Annotated in this window: 10 protein-coding genes; 6 read left to right on the top strand and 4 right to left on the bottom strand. The window is 63.7% G+C overall.

Annotated elements, in window-relative coordinates; all coding sequences use genetic code 11:
* Positions 1-130: 130 nt before the first annotated feature.
* A complete protein-coding gene (locus tag RC54_RS04995; protein ID WP_061788908.1) occupies positions 131-586 on the top strand; it encodes a MaoC family dehydratase in 456 nt (151 codons plus the stop codon).
* 18 nt (positions 587-604) lie between these two features.
* On the opposite strand, the gene maiA is transcribed toward RC54_RS04995, so the two are convergent.
* The 4 genes from maiA to RC54_RS04975 are packed head-to-tail and all read right to left on the bottom strand — an operon-like array spanning position 605 to position 5,285.
* Entirely contained in the window at positions 605-1,252 is a 648-nt protein-coding gene (gene maiA / locus RC54_RS04990) for a maleylacetoacetate isomerase (protein WP_058894454.1), read from the bottom strand.
* A 12-nt stretch (positions 1,253-1,264) separates the two neighbouring features.
* Positions 1,265-2,611 (bottom strand): fumarylacetoacetase, encoded by a 1,347-nt coding sequence (gene fahA / locus RC54_RS04985; RefSeq protein WP_061788907.1) that lies wholly within the window; start codon positions 2,609-2,611, stop codon positions 1,265-1,267.
* On the bottom strand, positions 2,608-3,945 hold the full coding sequence (gene hmgA / locus RC54_RS04980; protein WP_058894452.1) for a homogentisate 1,2-dioxygenase: 1,338 nt from the start codon (positions 3,943-3,945) through the stop codon (positions 2,608-2,610). The genes fahA and hmgA overlap by 4 nt, the downstream gene beginning before the upstream one ends.
* Positions 3,942-5,285: an MFS transporter gene (locus RC54_RS04975; protein WP_058894451.1), complete on the bottom strand. Its 1,344-nt coding sequence runs from the start codon at positions 5,283-5,285 to the stop codon at positions 3,942-3,944. Before RC54_RS04975 ends, hmgA begins: the two co-directional genes overlap by 4 nt.
* 249 nt (positions 5,286-5,534) lie before the next feature.
* Here RC54_RS04975 and RC54_RS04970 point away from each other — a divergent pair, with 249 nt between their 5' ends.
* The 5 genes from RC54_RS04970 to RC54_RS04950 all read left to right on the top strand — a co-directional run bounded on the left by RC54_RS04970 (position 5,535) and on the right by RC54_RS04950 (position 12,687).
* On the top strand, positions 5,535-6,449 hold the full coding sequence (locus tag RC54_RS04970; RefSeq protein WP_061788906.1) for a LysR family transcriptional regulator: 915 nt from the start codon (positions 5,535-5,537) through the stop codon (positions 6,447-6,449).
* A gap of 40 nt (positions 6,450-6,489) precedes the next feature.
* Positions 6,490-7,323 (top strand): alpha/beta hydrolase, encoded by an 834-nt coding sequence (locus tag RC54_RS04965; protein WP_058894449.1) that lies wholly within the window; start codon positions 6,490-6,492, stop codon positions 7,321-7,323.
* A 210-nt stretch (positions 7,324-7,533) separates the two neighbouring features.
* Positions 7,534-10,089 carry a PepSY domain-containing protein gene (locus RC54_RS04960; protein ID WP_061788905.1) on the top strand — a complete coding sequence of 852 codons (2,556 nt, stop codon included), beginning with the start codon at positions 7,534-7,536 and terminating at the stop codon, positions 10,087-10,089.
* Between the two features lie 234 nt (positions 10,090-10,323).
* A complete protein-coding gene (gene cls, locus RC54_RS04955) occupies positions 10,324-11,760 on the top strand; it encodes a cardiolipin synthase (RefSeq protein ID WP_061788904.1) in 1,437 nt (478 codons plus the stop codon).
* 24 nt (positions 11,761-11,784) lie between these two features.
* The gene (locus RC54_RS04950) at positions 11,785-12,687 is read left to right on the top strand and encodes a hypothetical protein (RefSeq protein WP_061788903.1); all 903 of its coding nucleotides are present in this window, start codon (positions 11,785-11,787) and stop codon (positions 12,685-12,687) included.
* Positions 12,688-12,756: the final 69 nt, after the last annotated feature.

The raw sequence follows: 12,756 nt of genomic DNA, 5'->3' as shown, positions 1-12,756 counted from the left end.
AGCAAAAGGCCAACAGGCCGCAGCGGAGAAGTCCGCTGCGGCCTGTTGCTTTTCCGGTGTGTCGTTATACTGGTCCCTGCCTCACTCACAAAACAAGCATGTCCTCATGCGTAACGCCAAGGGAGACACAGTGAACGCACTCAACTATCTGGAAGACTTCCACCCCGGCCAGGTGTTCCGCTCGCCGGGTACGATCACCGTGGAGGCCGACGCCATCAAGCAATTCGCCGCCCAGTTCGATCCCCAGCCCTTCCATCTGGATGAGCAGGCGGCCCAGCAGAGCTTCTTCCGGGGACTGGCCGCCAGTGGCTGGCATACCGCCGCGCTGACCATGCGCCTGCTGGTCGATACCCTGCACATCCAGGGCGGGCTGATCGGTGCCGGCTTCGATGAATTCCGCTGGCCGCGTCCGACCCGGCCCGCTGACGTATTACGGCTGGAAGCCGAGGTGCTGGCCATCCAGACTTCGCAATCCAAACCCAAGCAGGGCTTCCTCAACCACCGTGTGACCACCTACAACCAGCACGATGAGCCGGTGCTGATCATGACCGGCAACCTGCTGGTGCCGCGTCGCCCCCAGGGCTGAACGCGGCCCACAGCGCGCTCAGGCGGCGTCCGGCTGTTGCGCCGGATGCGCCTGCTGGAAGGCCGGCAAGGCATTGCAGGCGGCGTCGATGGCGCATAGCGTGGGGTATGGTGCCATGTCCACCTCGAAGCGGCGGGCATTGAAGATCTGCGGCACCAGGAAGCAATCGGCCATGGTCGGGGCATCGCCCACGCAGAAATGACCGCGCGTGGTATCAGCGGCCAGCTGCTGCTCCAGCGCGCTAAAGCCGAGCTTGATCCAATGCTGGATCCACGCGGTTTTCTGGGCTTCGTCCACCGCCAGTTGGTGCTTCAGGTAACGCAGCACGCGCAGGTTGTTCAGCGGATGGATTTCGCAGGCAATGGCCAGAGCCAGTTCGCGGATGTGGGCGCGCTGGAAGGCGTCACCCGGCAGCAACGCGGGGGTAGGATAGCGCTCTTCCAGATATTCCAGCATGGCCATCGATTGCGTGAGCAAGCGCCCTTGATCAGCCAGCACCGGCACCAGCGCGTGCGGATTGACTTGCGTGAAGGCCGGCAGCAATTGCTCGCCGCCCTGGTTCAACAGGTGCACCGCGGCCGTCTCGTAGGCTACGCCCTTGAGATTCAGGGCGATGCGCACCCGGTAGGAGGCCGAGCTGCGGAAATAGCTGTACAAGGTAGTCATGCGCGGGCCTCCTCAGTCCAGGTGGCGTGCGGGCAGCACGGTGCCGGCCGCTTCGCCAAAGCCGATGATGGGTCGGCCAGCGCGACGTGCCGCCGCACGCAGGAAGATGGTGTCACCATCTTCCAAGAACACACGCTGCTGGCCATTGGCCAGGGTCAGTGGCGCCTTGCCGCCGGTGCTCAGTTCCAATAGCGATCCTGCTTCTTCGGGCTGGGGACCGGACAGCGTCCCCGTGCCCAGAAAGTCGCCCGGGCGCAGGTTGCAGCCATTGACGGTGTGATGCGTGACCAGTTGCGCCACGCTCCAGTAGGCATCACGATAGTTGCCCAGCGACAGCCGCTGCGGCGCAGTGCCGGCTTCACGCATGGCCGCGGTCTGGATCAGCACTTCCAGTTCGATATCCAAGGCGCCGCTCTCGCGCAGGGTCGGCGCATCCAGGTAGGGCAAGGGTTGCGGATCCTCGGCCGGACGGGTCCAGCCACAGCGGTAGGGCGCCAGCGCTTCGAGCGTGACGATCCAGGGCGAGATGGTGGAGGCGAAGCTCTTGGACAGGAAAGGCCCCAGCGGCTGGTATTCCCAAGCCTGCACATCGCGTGCCGACCAGTCATTCAACAGGCACAGGCCGAACACCTTGTCCTCGGCCTGGCTCATCGGTACCGGTTCGCCCAGGGCATTGCCGGTGCCGATGAAGATGCCCATTTCCAGTTCGTAATCCAGCCGCTTGCAGGGACCGAAGCTGGGGGTATCGGCATCGGGCGCCTTGGTCTGGCCCACCGGGCGGCGGAACTGCTGGCCGGAGATGGCGATGGAGGAGGCGCGGCCGTGATAGCCGATGGGTACCCACTTATAGTTGGGCAAGAGTGGATTGTCAGGACGGAACAGCTTGCCCACCGTGGTGGCGTGATGAATCGACGTGTAGAAGTCGGTGTAGTCGCCGATGGCCGCCGGTACGTCGTACTCGGCCTGGGCTTGCGGCACCAGGCAGGCAGCCAGTTCGGTCTGGTGCGGCGAGCCGCTGCGCAGCAGGCGCGACAACGCCAGCCGCAGGGCCGACCAGGCTGCCGTATCCAGGGCCATCAGCGCATTGAGGGTGCTGCCGCTGCAAGCTGCATGGGCGGCGGCGCGGGTGGCTTCGTCGTAGCCGGAGAAGGCACCGGCGGCCTGGGCCGCGGGCAGGTCCAGGATCTGGTTGCCGATGGCCACGCCAGCCCGGAAGTTTTCTTCACTGCCAGTGCGGCGAAACACGCCGTAAGGCAGATTCTGGAGCGGAAAAGGACAGTTTTCCGCATTGGCACTCTCTACCCAGCTACGCAGCTCGGTGTCGTGGGTTTCGTTCAGTTTCAGGCTAGGCAGGCTCATGCGCGCTCCGGGTTGAAGTTCTTCTGGATGCCCAGCCAGCAGTCCTGGTAATCACGCTGCAAGGTCGGCGTGTCCAGGGCATGGCGGGTCGGGCAAAGGATGTTGCGGGTCTCGAACATGAAGGCCATGGTGTGGTCCACCTTGTTCGGCTGGGTGGTATCGATGCGGCTGGCTTTCTCGAAGGTAGCCGCGTCCGGTCCATGGCCGCTCATGCAATTATGCAGGCTGCCGCCACCGGGCACAAAGCCGCCGCCTTCCTTGGCGTCGTATTGCCCGGTAATCAGACCCATGTATTCGCTGGCCACGTTGCGGTGGAACCAGGGCGGGCGGAAGGTGTGTTCGGCGGCCAGCCAGCGCGGCGGGAAGATCACGAAGTCGATGGTATCCACGCCGGGCGTGTCGCTCTGCGATTGCAGCACCAGGAAGATCGACGGGTCGGGATGGTCGTAGCTGATCGAGCCGATGGTGTTGAAGTGACGCAGGTCGTACTTGTAAGGCGCGTAGTTGCCGTGCCAGGCCACCACGTCCAGCGGCGAATGACCGATGCGGGCCTGCCACAGGTTGCCGCCGAACTTGGCGATCAACTGGAAGTCGCCTTCGCGGTCTTCGTACCAGGCGTGCGGGGTGGCGAAATCACGCGGATTGGCCAAGCCGTTGGAGCCCAGCGGGCCGAGATCGGGCAGACGCAGCAGCGCGCCGAAGTTCTCGCAGATGTAGCCGCGTGCCTCACCATCCGGCAGGCGCACCTGGAAACGCACACCGCGCGGGATGACGGCGATTTCCTGGGGTTCGATGTCGAGCACGCCCATTTCGGTGCGCAATTGCAGCCGCCCCAATTGCGGCACGATCAGCCACTCGCCATCGGCCGAATAGAAGAAGCGATCGGTCATCGAGCAATTGGCCGCGTACAGGTGGATGGCGCAGCCACTCTGTGCCTGCGGCGAGCCATTGCCGGCCACGGTGACCAGGCCTTCGATGAAATCGGTGGGGACCGTGGGCATGGGTTGCGGATCCCAGCGCAACTGGTTGGGCGGCGCTGCCACGTCGTCGAAGTGGCTCACCAGCAGACCGCGCGGCATGGCCTCGAAGGGATGATGCACGGCTGCCGGTCGGATGCGATATAGCCAGGAGCGGCGATTGTGGCCACGCGGGGCGGTGAAGGCGGTGCCGGAAATCTGTTCGGCATACAAGCCATAGGCCACCTGCTGCGGCGAATTCTGGTGCGCCGGCAAGGCGCCCGGCAGCGCTTCAGTGGCGAACTCATTGCCGAAGCCGGATTGGTAGCCACGGGTATGCACGTGATGGCTGACGGCGGAATCGGTGACGGTATTCATGCAGAAACTCCTTGGGAACGACGATGCAAGCGCGTGATGGTCAGCGCGGAAATGAGGGCCGGGATGGCGGCGGCGACGAACAGCGATCCATTGCTCCACTGCAAGGCGATCAATTGACCGCCGATGACCGGGCCCACCACCGAACCGATGCGGCCGATGCCCAGCGCCCAGCCGATGCCGGTGGAGCGCAGCGTGGTCGGGTAGAAGGTACCGGCCAGCGCATTGACGGCCGGCTGGCCGCCGACGATGCAAAAGCCGGCCACGATCACCGCCACGAACAGCAATTCCGGGATCGCAGCCACCTTGCCGATCAGAGCAATGGAAAGGCAGGCCAGCAGGAAGCACACACCCAGCACGCGGGTAAAGCCAAAGCGATGGATGAAGCGGCCCAGGGACAAGGTACCGATCACGCCGCCCACTTGCAGCGAGGTAGCGATCAGCACCGCCGTGCTGGTGGAATAGCCGGCGTCATGGATCAGCGTGGGCAGCCAGTTGGAGAGGAAATACAGGTTGATCAGGTTCATGAAGCTGATGACCCACAGCAGCACGGTCACCCCAGCGCGGCCATCGCGAAACAGGGCGGCCACCGGCATCCCTTCGGCCTTGGCTTCCTTGACCACGATGTTGCTCTTGTCATCGATGACGATGGCCGGATCGAGCTTGCGCAACCAGCGGGCCACCTGGGCGTGCGGGCGGCGATGCAACACCAGGAACTGGATCGATTCGGGCAGCCAGACCAGCATGGCCAGGCCCAGCACCAGCGGCACCGCGCCACCGACCCAGAACACCGAATGCCAGCCGTGGTGCGGGATCAGCGCGGCACTGACGAAGCCACCGGCAGCAGCTCCCACGGTAAAGCCGCAGGACACCAGCATCATGCGGGTCACGCGTGAAGACGAAGGACTGAACTCCCCCACCAGCGCCATCGCATTGGGCATGATGCTGCCCAGCCCGAAGCCGGTGATGAAGCGCACCACCAGCAGTTGATCCAGGCTGCTGACCAGGGGCGTGACCAACATGCAAACAGCAAAGAAGAGCGTGGACACGATCAGGACCGGGCGCCGGCCATAGCGATCACCCACCGGGGTCAACACCAGCGAGCCCAGCAACATGCCCAACAGGCCGGCGCCGAACACCGGCCCCAGGCTGGCCTTGCTCACGCCCCAGTCGGCGATGATGGCCGGGGCCACGTAGCCCATGGCCTGCACGTCGAAACCATCGATGATCAGGCACAGGCCGCACAGCAGCAACAGGCTGAACTGGAAAGCGCCGAACCGGCCCTGCTCCACCACCTGGTCTACATGGACCGTGGGGAGAGCGCCACTTGCGTGGATACTCATGTCTTGCTCCTCGTCTGTCTTTACATTGTTTTAGTTTTTTGTCTGCCCTCTGCGCGCCGATGCGGCTGAAAATGGCAGTTTGCGCAGTCTGCGTGGCCGTGTAGGCGGGCGGGCCGCGTGGCCCTAGTGTGACTGGCGACGTCACTGTAGTGCAATCGCCCATCTTTTACGATATAAATACGAAAATACGATCCATTCATTTCATGAATATTGCAGCGCGCGCAGGTCCACTGCCGAGCTGCCCCGACCATGGCCCTCATCGAACCGCGCGACATCGACCTCAACCTGCTGGTGGTCTTCCAGGAAGTCTTCCAGGAACGCCAGATTTCCTCCGTGGCGCGCCGGCTGGGCCTGTCGCAGCCAGCGGTGAGCAATGCCCTGGCCCGACTGCGGCGCAGCTTCGGCGATGAGCTCTTTGTGCGCACCGCCCAGGGGATGCAGCCCACACCCTTTGCCGAGCACCTGGCCGAGCCGGTAGCTGCGGCGCTGCAACAGGTGGCACGCGCTCTCAATCTACAGGAAGGCTTCGCGCCGCAGGACAGCGAGCGGCGTTTTACCATCGCCATGACCGATGTCGGCGAGGTCTATTTCATGCCGCGCCTGATCGAGGCTTGCGCCTGCGTGGCGCCCGGGGTGCGCCTCTCCACGGTGCGGGCCGGCAACATCGACCTCAAGAGCGAGATGGAAGCTGGACGGGTGGACCTGGCCATCGGCGCCTTCGACAATCTCTCGGAAGCGCTCTACCAGCGACGGCTGTTTCGCCAGGAATACGTGAGCATGTTTCGCCTCGGCCACGCGTTGGACAAGCGCGGCGAGGTGAGCTTGAAGGAGTTTCTTGCCGCCGAGCACCTGATGGTGTCGTCGCAGGAAAGTCCCTACGACCGCATCAACCAGAACCTGGAAAGAGCCGGCATCCTGCCCAGCGTGCGCTTTCGTGTGCCGCACTTCACGGCCGTGCCCTACATCGTCAGCAGCACCGCGCTGGTGGTGACGGTGCCGCGCAAGCTGGCCGAGAGTGCCGCCGCCCCCTTCGGACTGCGCTACATCAAACCGCCGCTACGCCTGCCGGCCCTGCAGACCAACATGTTCTGGCATCGCCGCTACAATCAGGACGAAGGCAATGTCTGGCTGCGTAACCTGATTTCCGAGCATTTCGCTGAATGAACCGAGAAGAACTGGCCTGCAAGGCCAAGGGAGGAGAGGCATGAACATCTATCGCGACTATGACCGCCAAGCATTGGACCGGCAATACAACGTGCGCCTGGGCATCAGCGATTTCCAGGCCTACTTCGACCGCTTCGCTAGCGAAGGCCAGGCTGCACGCCAGGCGCATCCGCACCTGGCGGACGTCCCTTATGGCGAGGACGCACTGCAGACCCTGGATTTCTTCCCTGGTCGCAGCAATGGACGACCGCTGCTGGTCTTCATTCACGGCGGCTACTGGCGTTCGCTGGACAAGCACCAGTTCAGCCAGGTGGCTCTGCCCTACCTGGCGCAGGACATCAACGTGGCCCTCATCAATTACCGCCTGGCTCCACAGGTCAGGATGGGCGACATCGCCGCCGACTGCGGCCGTGCGCTGCGCCTGTTGTACGCCAAGGCGGCGGCGCTGCGCTTCGACCCGGACGCCATCTGGCTCATGGGCCACTCGGCCGGCGCCCATCTGGCGGCCCTGATCGCCTCGCTGGGCGCAGCACCGGTGCGGGGCCTGTGCGGCATCAGCGGCATCTACGATCTGGAACCGGTGCGCCTGTCCTACCTCAACGAAGTGCTGCACCTGTCGCCCTCGGACGCCCTGCAAGCCAGCCCGCAATTGCTAGCCCTGCCCAATGGCGTGCAGGCGCTGCTGTGCGCGGGTGGTCAGGAATCGGCAGAATTCCAGCGCCAGCGCGACCTCTATGCGGCCACGCTGCGCCAGTCCGGTCATGCAGTGGAAGTGGTGTCGCTGCCGCAGGCGCATCATCTGGATGTGGTGGATGTGGCTGCGGATGCGCACAGCGTACTGACGCGCACGATGGTGAAGATGATGCTGGGCTGAATGTCTGCAGGAGGATCAAGGCCTCACCTGCTCTCGTGCTTGCCATCTGCTTCACACGCCAAGATATCAATAAGAATCATTTTCATTTGATCTATAATACCGGGCTGACCCACCCAGCCCGCGCTGGCGGTCATTGACGCGCCGGCCGCCCCCTGCGGCACGGCAGACAAGATCAACAAGGCGCCCCCGCGCCCGCCGCCCTACTGATACATGTTCAAGAAAATCTGGTTCCAGTTGCACTGGTTCATCGGCATCACTGCCGGCACCCTGTTGATGACCATCGGCGTGACCGGCGCCATGCTGGCTTTCCGCGAGGAAATCCTGGAAGCCATGAACCCCGGTGTGATGCACGTGCAACTGCGCCAGCAGGCCACGCTCACGCCGCAGCAGATCCTGGATCGCTTGCGCCAGGCAAGGCCCGAGCAACGTGTGACCAACATGCTGCTGTCCTCGGAATCGGGGGCCTCGGTGCGCGTGATATTTGCGCCGCCACCGGGCGTACATCGGGGCGAGATACGTTATGTCGATCCCTATACCGGCGCGCTGCTGCCGCCGCTGAAGGGGGCCGCGTTCTTTGAATTCACCGAACGCTTCCACCGCTGGCTGCTGCTGCCCACCGAGATCGGCAAGATCGTGCTGGGTACGCTGGCGCTGTCGCTGCTGATGCTGGCGCTGTCGGGCCTGTACCTGCGCTGGCCGCGCCGGCCCTGGTCGCTGCGCGCCTGGCTGAGGCTGGACTGGCAGTTGCAGGGGCGCTCCTTCTTGTGGAACCTGCATTCGGTCATCGGCACCTGGTTGCTGGTGATCTATGTGCTGTTGGCGACCACCGGTGCTTACTGGGCGCTGGACTGGTTCAAGGATGGCCTCAACACGCTGGCCGGCGAGAGCCGCCGAGCGCCCATGCAGCGCGACGCCGGCAAGAAGAAAGAGGCAGCACATGCCGCCGTACCGCTGGAGCTGACCAAGGCCTGGAACAGTTTCCTGGCGCTGGCCCCAGACTATCAGAACGCCCAGTTGCGCCTGCCCGAGCAGGGTTCGCAACCGCTACAGATCTTCTTCCTCGGACACGATGCTCCGCATGAGCGGGCGCGCAATCGCATGGTGGTACTGCCGCAAACCGGCGAGGTCAAGCAGCTGGAGCGCTACGAAGACAAAAGCCGTGGCGGCAAGCTGCTCACCGCCATCTATCCGCTGCACATGGGAACCTACTTCGGCCTGCCGGGCCGCATCATCATGGCCATCGCCAGCCTGATGATGCCGCTCTTCGGCATCACCGGCTGGATGCTCTACCTGGACCGTCGCCGCAAGAAGACGGCCCTGCGCGCTGAACGCGAAAGCCTGGGCGAAGCCACCCGCAACGCGGCCGACTCCACGCAGGGCGATCCAGTGCTGGTGGTACACGCCTCGCAAACCGGCCAGGCCGAGCGCATCGCCCTGCATACCGCTGCCGGCCTGCGCCGCAGCGGCCTGTCCGTGAGCCTGCAAGCGCTGGCGCAGACCACGCTGGAGAGCTTGCGTCATCATCGCCGCATCCTCTTCATCGCCAGTACCTTTGGCGAAGGCGATGCTCCCGACAGCGCGCGCGGCTTCGAAAAGCGTCTGCGCCAGGCGGCCGGGCAATCGCTGTCCCATGTACAGTACGCGATCCTGGCGCTGGGTGACCGCCATTACACCCAGTTCTGCGGCTTTGGCCACACGCTCGACCACGGCCTGCGCCAGTGCGGCGCCACGCCCCTGTTCCCGCTGGTGGAAGTAGACCGCATGGCCGCCTCGGCGCTGCGCAAATGGGATAGCGAACTGGCCGCCCACGGCCTGCAAGCCGGCGTCGCCGAGCTCCTGCCCACCAGCGTGCCGACCTGGCAGAGCTGGACCCTGCGCCGTCGCGTACTGATGAATCCGGGCAGCCAGGGCGAACCGCTGTATCACCTGGAACTGCAACCGCAAAGCGGCCCCCTGCCCGCCTGGCAAGCCGGTGCGCTGGTGCAGGTGCAACCGCGCCATGCCCCCGATCGCATCGCCCTGCTGCTGCAACGACTGCAGCTTGATCGCGCTACGCGGGTGCGCCACCAGGGCGCCGAGTACACGCTGGCCGAGGCCCTGGCCGGCAGCATCCTGCCGCCGCATCCGGCCAACGATGCGCAAGCCCTGGCCGACCAGTTGCAGCCGTTGGCCGCACGTTCCTATTCGGTGGCCTCGGTGCCCCAGGATGGTGCCTTGCACCTGCTGGTGCGCCAGGTGCAGCATGAAGACGGCCTGGGCATGGCTTCCGGCTGGCTGACCGAATACGCCCCCCTCGAGGGAGCGCTGCCATTGCGCCTGCTGGACAATGCCGGCTTCGCCCCGCTCGACACCGATGCCCCCGCCATCTTCATCGGCAATGGTTCCGGCCTGGCCGGCCTGCGCAGCCATTTGCGCGCACGCGTGCAGGCCGGGCAGAAGCGCAACTGGCTGCTCTTTGGCGAACGTAACGAACGTTACGATTTCCTCTACCGCGAGGAATTGCTTCAGTGGCTGGAACAAGGCCAGTTGGCACGCCTGGACCTGGCCTTCTCGCGCGACCAGGCCGAACGCCTCTATGTACAGGATCGCCTGCGCGAAGCCGCGCCTGAACTGCGCCAGTGGATCGCCCAGGGTGCCGTGCTGTATGTCTGCGGCAGCCTGGAAGGCATGGCCGCCGGCGTGGATGCGGTGCTCAACGCCACCCTGGGCGAACAGACCGTGCATGCACTGATCGAACAGAACCGCTATCGCCGCGACGTCTATTGATGCGTCTGACCGGATGGGCCAGCCGGCCTATCCGCCTCCCTCCTTCTGCGCCAATGCAACAGCCGCGCACCCATCCTGTAGGCAGCTCCCGCTTTCCTTTGTAGGACAGCGCCGGTTCATGCATCGGCGCACGCCAATGCGTCGATGGCCGGGCATATACTCGACCGCACAGCGTTGCCTTCCCGACGCCGGACAGCCTCCCGGACCCTGGCAGCGCCCAACCGGGATCCTTCCATGCGCGATAACAAGATCAATGATCCACACAAGTCCCCCGCACGACGCTACGGGCTGGCCTGGCTGCTTCTGGTACTGCTGTCACTGACGCTGGCAGCCTGCAGCTCACTGCCCACCATCGTGCCCGACATGGATACGCAGTCGGCTCGCACCATCCAGATGAAGGGTGGCCGTGGCGTACTCAGTGCGGCGCAGTCCAAGGCGGTGCTGGACAAGCTGCGCGCACAGAACGCCGACAACACCATCCTGGACCGCCACGTAGCCATCGAAGGCGCCATCACCGGCTCCCCCCTGGTGACCGGCAACAAGGTCACGCTGTTGATCGACGGCCCCGCCACCTATGCCTCCATGCAGCAGGCCATCCAGGCTGCGCGCTACCACATCAACATGGAGACCTACATCATGGAAGACGATGAGGTCGGCCGCCAGTTCGCCGACCTGCTCATCGCCATGCAAAACAAAGGCGTCCAGGTCAACCTGATGTATGACAGCGTGGGCGCGCTCAACACCCCGCGCGCATTCTTCCAGCCCATGATCGACGCCGGCATCCACGTGCTGGAATACAACCCGCTCAATCCCACCCAGTTACGCAAGGATTGGGAAGTCAACCAGCGCGACCATCGCAAGTTGCTGGTGGTCGATGGCAAGACCGCCTTCGTCGGCGGCATCAACATCAGCAGCGTCTATTCCAGCTGCTCCTTCAGTTCCCGCCAGAAAAAACCGCGTGTGAACCAGCAAGGCCAACAGATCCCCTGGCGCGATACGCAAGTGCGCATCGATGGCCCGGTGGCGCTGGAATTCCAGAAGCTCTTCATCAACACTTGGCAGCAGCAGCGCGGCCCCGACCTGGGCGAACACCGCTACTTCCCGCAGGTCGCTGTGGCCGGCAATGAAATCGTGCGCGCCATCGGCAGCTCGCCCGATGACCCCTACAGCGTCATCTACGCCACCTTCATCTCGGCCATCCAACATGCCGAAAGTACGATCTATCTCACCAATGCCTACTTCGTGCCCGACCCGCAACTACGTGATGCACTCAAGGCCGCGGCCAGACGGGGCGTGGATGTGCGCCTGATCTTGCCGTCCCACAGCGACTCCTCGTTGGTGCTGTATGCCTCGCGCTCCTTCTATGCCGAACTGCTGGAGGCAGGCATTCGCATCTATGAGCGTCAGGATGCGCTGTTGCATTCCAAGACCGCGCTCATCGATGGCGTCTGGTCCACCATCGGATCGACCAATCTGGATTGGCGCAGCTTCGTCTACAACCAGGAAATCAATGCGGTGATCCTGAGCCCGGCCTTCGGCGTGCAGATGAAAAGCATGTTCGAGCGCGACCTGGGCGCTTCGCGTGAAATCACCAGGGAACAATGGGGTCAACGCCCGATCAGTGAACGTATGAAGGAATTCGGCGCCAGCCTGTGGGCGCGCCTGCTGTGATCCTCATTCATCAAGGAGTTGCTCGTGCCAAGCAAGCTGTCCCGTTTCCTTTCCCGCTGCATCGGCCCGGTCGCACTAGCACTGCTGCTTTCCGGCTGGAGTCACGCACAGACGCTCAACGGCGCCAATGCCATGAAAACGCGCTACACGGAGCTGCAGGGCGAACTTCATCACAATGTCTATCAGCGAGCGCTCTACCTCAATTCACGGGACGACAACGGCACGGCCAAAGGCGACATCTTTGCCGTGATGAACTATCCCTTTGCGCAAGTGCGCCAGGCACTGGACAGTCCCGACCACTGGTGCGACATCCTGATCCTGCACCTGAACACCAAGTACTGTCGCCTCGCACGTGAAGGCGGCAAGACCACGCTGCACATGCAGGTCGGCAAGAAGACCGAACAGCAACTCAAGGATACCTACCAGGTGGACCTGCGCTACCAGGGCGGGAGCAGTGCCGCCGATTATTTTTCTTCCTCGATGCTGGCTGACAAGGGACCGCTGGATACCTCCGACTACCACATCGAGATCGAAGCCATTCCCGTCGATGAGAACCGCTCCTTCCTGCACTTCAGCTATGCCTACTCCTATGGCATGGCCAGCAAACTGGCGCTGCGTGCCTACCTGATGACGGTGGGCCGCGACAAGGTGGGCTTCAGCATCGTCAAGCGCGACGCCAATGGCCAGCCGCATTACGTATCCGGCAGCCGCGCCACCGTCGAGCGCAATACCATGCGCTACTACCTGGCCATCGATTCTTATCTGTGGGCACAGCAAGCGGCTCCCTCAGAGCAACTGGAAAAACGCCTGGCGCACTGGTATGACGCCACCGAACAATATTCGCGCCAATTACACGAAGTCAGCCGCGACGACTATCTGTCCATGAAGCGCAAGGAAGTGGCGCGCCAGCAGAAGGCAGGCAATTAAACCCGGCTGCCCTGCTCGCGCAGCCATACATGGTTCGCTTAGGGACGGACGAACGGGAAGATCGAGGTA

This window comes from Herbaspirillum rubrisubalbicans, assembly GCF_003719195.1.
GTDB lineage: Bacteria > Pseudomonadota > Gammaproteobacteria > Burkholderiales > Burkholderiaceae_D > Herbaspirillum > Herbaspirillum rubrisubalbicans.
Note: the sequence above shows the minus strand (reverse complement) of the source record. Positions and strands in the feature narration are given on the sequence as shown.

What these genes read in the sequence shown, in the direction of transcription:
- maiA (WP_058894454.1), bottom strand. Translation starts at nt 1,252, where the DNA reads ATGACTACCTTGTACAGCTATTTCCGCAGCTCGGCCTCCTACCGGGTG.
- fahA (WP_061788907.1), bottom strand. Translation starts at nt 2,611, where the DNA reads ATGAGCCTGCCTAGCCTGAAACTGAACGAAACCCACGACACCGAGCTG.
- hmgA (WP_058894452.1), bottom strand. Translation starts at nt 3,945, where the DNA reads ATGAATACCGTCACCGATTCCGCCGTCAGCCATCACGTGCATACCCGT.
- RC54_RS04975 (WP_058894451.1), bottom strand. Translation starts at nt 5,285, where the DNA reads ATGAGTATCCACGCAAGTGGCGCTCTCCCCACGGTCCATGTAGACCAG.
- RC54_RS04970 (WP_061788906.1), top strand. Translation starts at nt 5,535, where the DNA reads ATGGCCCTCATCGAACCGCGCGACATCGACCTCAACCTGCTGGTGGTC.
- RC54_RS04965 (WP_058894449.1), top strand. Translation starts at nt 6,490, where the DNA reads ATGAACATCTATCGCGACTATGACCGCCAAGCATTGGACCGGCAATAC.
- RC54_RS04960 (WP_061788905.1), top strand. Translation starts at nt 7,534, where the DNA reads ATGTTCAAGAAAATCTGGTTCCAGTTGCACTGGTTCATCGGCATCACT.
- cls (WP_061788904.1), top strand. Translation starts at nt 10,324, where the DNA reads ATGCGCGATAACAAGATCAATGATCCACACAAGTCCCCCGCACGACGC.